Origin of the sequence: Pelagicoccus mobilis (genome assembly GCF_016595505.1) — a bacterium.
In the GTDB taxonomy this organism is placed as follows: Bacteria; Verrucomicrobiota; Verrucomicrobiia; order Opitutales; family Opitutaceae; genus Pelagicoccus; species Pelagicoccus mobilis.
The window spans coordinates 1-2567 of the sequence record NZ_JAENIL010000125.1 but is presented as its reverse complement, the minus strand read 5'-3'; the positions used below and the strand labels follow the sequence as shown (position 1 = coordinate 2567).

Annotated in this window: 3 protein-coding genes; all 3 read right to left on the bottom strand. The window is 54.0% G+C overall.

Translation table 11 applies throughout. The annotated features are described in order from the left end of the window. Window positions 1–113: 113 nt before the first annotated feature. Window positions 114–713 carry a hypothetical protein gene (locus JIN87_RS27780; RefSeq protein WP_200359966.1) on the bottom strand — a complete coding sequence of 200 codons (600 nt, stop codon included), beginning with the start codon at window positions 711–713 and terminating at the stop codon, window positions 114–116. A gap of 70 nt (window positions 714–783) precedes the next feature. Further along, window positions 784–1413: a phosphoribosylanthranilate isomerase gene (locus JIN87_RS27775; RefSeq protein ID WP_234033678.1), complete on the bottom strand. Its 630-nt coding sequence runs from the start codon at window positions 1411–1413 to the stop codon at window positions 784–786. A gap of 29 nt (window positions 1414–1442) precedes the next feature. After that, window positions 1443–2540 carry a DegT/DnrJ/EryC1/StrS family aminotransferase gene (locus tag JIN87_RS27770; RefSeq protein WP_200359962.1) on the bottom strand — a complete coding sequence of 366 codons (1098 nt, stop codon included), beginning with the start codon at window positions 2538–2540 and terminating at the stop codon, window positions 1443–1445. Window positions 2541–2567: the final 27 nt, after the last annotated feature.

The window sequence follows — 2567 nt, the reverse complement described above, 5'->3', positions numbered from 1 at the left end:
TTTAGCCCGCGTACTAGCGGGAACTGAATCCCCCTTCGCGGGCTAAAGCACCGCGCTACAAAAAAAGGCGACCCCACTCGGAGTCGCCTTTCAAATTCTTAGCTGTTACGAACCTACTCAGTCGGGAGCGGAGCCTGGTCGTCCGTCGCCTTCTTTTCGCGCATCGCCGCCTTCGCCTTCTCGAAGGCGCTCGTGATCGCCTTGCCCGCCTTGCGGAAGTCGACGTTCGCCGTAGAGCCCGCGTTCATGTCGGTGCCATAGTCGTTCTCGCCACCAAAGAAGCGTTCTTCCGAACGAGCTGTGACCTGAATGTTAGCGGCCGCGACCGGATCAAGCTCAGCCAAACGCTGGAGACGACGACGTGGCTGCGGATCGAGCTTATCAATCAGCAGATCGAGATTTCTGACCTCGTAGGCCTGGGCGTTGATTGGTCCCAGCTCGATCACTTCTAAATGGTCGGAATTCATGTGAGAGAACTCCTCGGCTCGACGCTTGTTTTCCGCCTCGTACTCCTTGAAGAGCTCATTAACCGATTCGGCATCGAAAGATTTTGTCCCGACGTCCGTCTCCGACGGAGCAGGAGCGGTCTCCTCTACCTCTTCGGACTCAACCTCTACGAGCGGCGAAACATCCTCAACCTCATCCGCGACCAAAGCTGCAGTCAGAAAAAATGGAGCAAGGAAAAGAGCTTTAAACTGTTGTGTCTTTGGCATTTGGCGTCTGAGAAAAGAAAGTTAAAGTTTGAATAAACTGAAGCCCCAAGACGAAAACTCCAATCAAAAACTAGGAGCTCAATCCAGTTGCTTCACTTATAGAGACTCTGACCTGCGAAATACGTTCAAGATCCTTTACGCCAGGCTCAATTTCTAAAGCGCTGTTAAAATCCAAACACTCGGCCCCAGTCTGCTCGAGCGCTTCAACAGCGTTTTCCGGAGAAAGCCCGCCAGCCAAAATCCATTTGGTCGCAGAATACTCCTCCCTCAGCTTCCGAAAACTCTCCCAATCGCTCAAACTTCCAGTGCCGCCGTAAGCGTCGGCATCTTTTTTGAAGCCATCCCAAAGCACTCCGCCCGCAAGATCGAGCAGGGCCGGATCGAAATTCACCCCCGGGGGCAATTTTGGAGCGATCCACAACCGCTCCTTCCCGACCAACTTCGACCAGCTCGCCACCTCCTCGGAAAGACCAACCGGAAAGTGCAGCTGAAAATAATCAAAGCCCAAACCTTCGAGCTGAGCGAGCGTGTACAAATCCGGAGCCACCGTCACCGCGACCTTGGGCAAGTCCGGCAGTCGCGGGGCGATATCCCGAAACCGTTCCTGACGAATGCCGCGCGGCGACTTCGGATAAAAAATGAACCCCAGATAGTCCGCGCCCGCTTCCGCCGCCGCCTGAGCGTCGCGCGCACGAGTCAATCCGCAGACTTTAAACTGGACCCCATTTATCATTCAAAAGCGTTCAGGGTATCGATCACGTATTGAACTTCCTCATCCGTCAACTCCGGCACGATCGGCAAGCTCAAGCAGGTCTTAGCTAACTCCTCAGAAACCGGGAAGTCACCCTCCTTGTACCCAAGGAAATTGAAGCAAGGCTGCAAGTGCAGCGGATACGGATAGACGATATCGCTACCGACTCCGTTCTCAGCCAAATACGCCTTCAGACGATCGCGCTCGGCATGGCGAATAGTAAACATGTGGTACACCGACTCGCCGTAACGAGCAGGAACCGGCAAAGATATATCCGGATTGTTGATACCACCCAAGTAGCAGCGGGCGATCTTCTGGCGACGAGCCGTTTTCCCGCGCAAGTGCGGCAACTTTACATTGAGCGACGCCGCTTGCAGACCTTCCAATCGATTGTTGTAGCCTACATAGTGATTCAGGTAACGCTCCTTCGATCCGTGAGCCCGCAAGATCTTGATTTGCTCAAGCAACTCGGCATCACGCGAAGTGACAGCGCCCCCTTCACCGAGACCACCAAGATTCTTGGTCGGATAAAACGAAAACGCACCCGCGTCCCCGATGTCGCCTACAGGCCGCCCTTTGTACAGTGCCATGTGAGCCTGGGCGGAATCTTCGACAACCTTGATCCCGCGATCCTTAGCCAATGCCAGAATAGGATCCATATCCGCAGCCTGACCAAAAAGGTGAGTTACCACGATCGCCTTAGTCTTATCCGTAATCAGCTTCTCGATACACTGAGGATCGATCGTAAACGTCTGCGGATCGATGTCTGCGAAAACGATTTTCGCTCCCACGTACTGGGCAAACCAAGCCGAAGCGATAAACGTGAAGTCCGGCACGATAACCTCGTCACCTGGGCCAACCCCCAAAGCAAGCGCGATCAAATGCAAAGCTTCCGTACCGCTACCGACACCAACAGCCCCTGCGACTCCTTGTTCCTTGGCGAAGCCTTCCTCGAAAGCATTCACGTCCGGTCCCAAACAAAAACCGCCATGGTCGAGCGTATTGGCAAACGCTTCGAGCAACTCCTCCTTTAGCGGCTCATGCGCCCGCTTCAAATCGATAAAAGGAACCTTCATAATTTAACTCTTTACTGTGGGAGCGTG

Excerpts from the sequence above, each read along its gene's own strand:
- JIN87_RS27770 (WP_200359962.1), bottom strand. The coding sequence starts at position 2,540 with ATGAAGGTTCCTTTTATCGATTTGAAGCGGGCGCATGAGCCGCTAAAG.
- JIN87_RS27780 (WP_200359966.1), bottom strand. The coding sequence starts at position 713 with ATGCCAAAGACACAACAGTTTAAAGCTCTTTTCCTTGCTCCATTTTTT.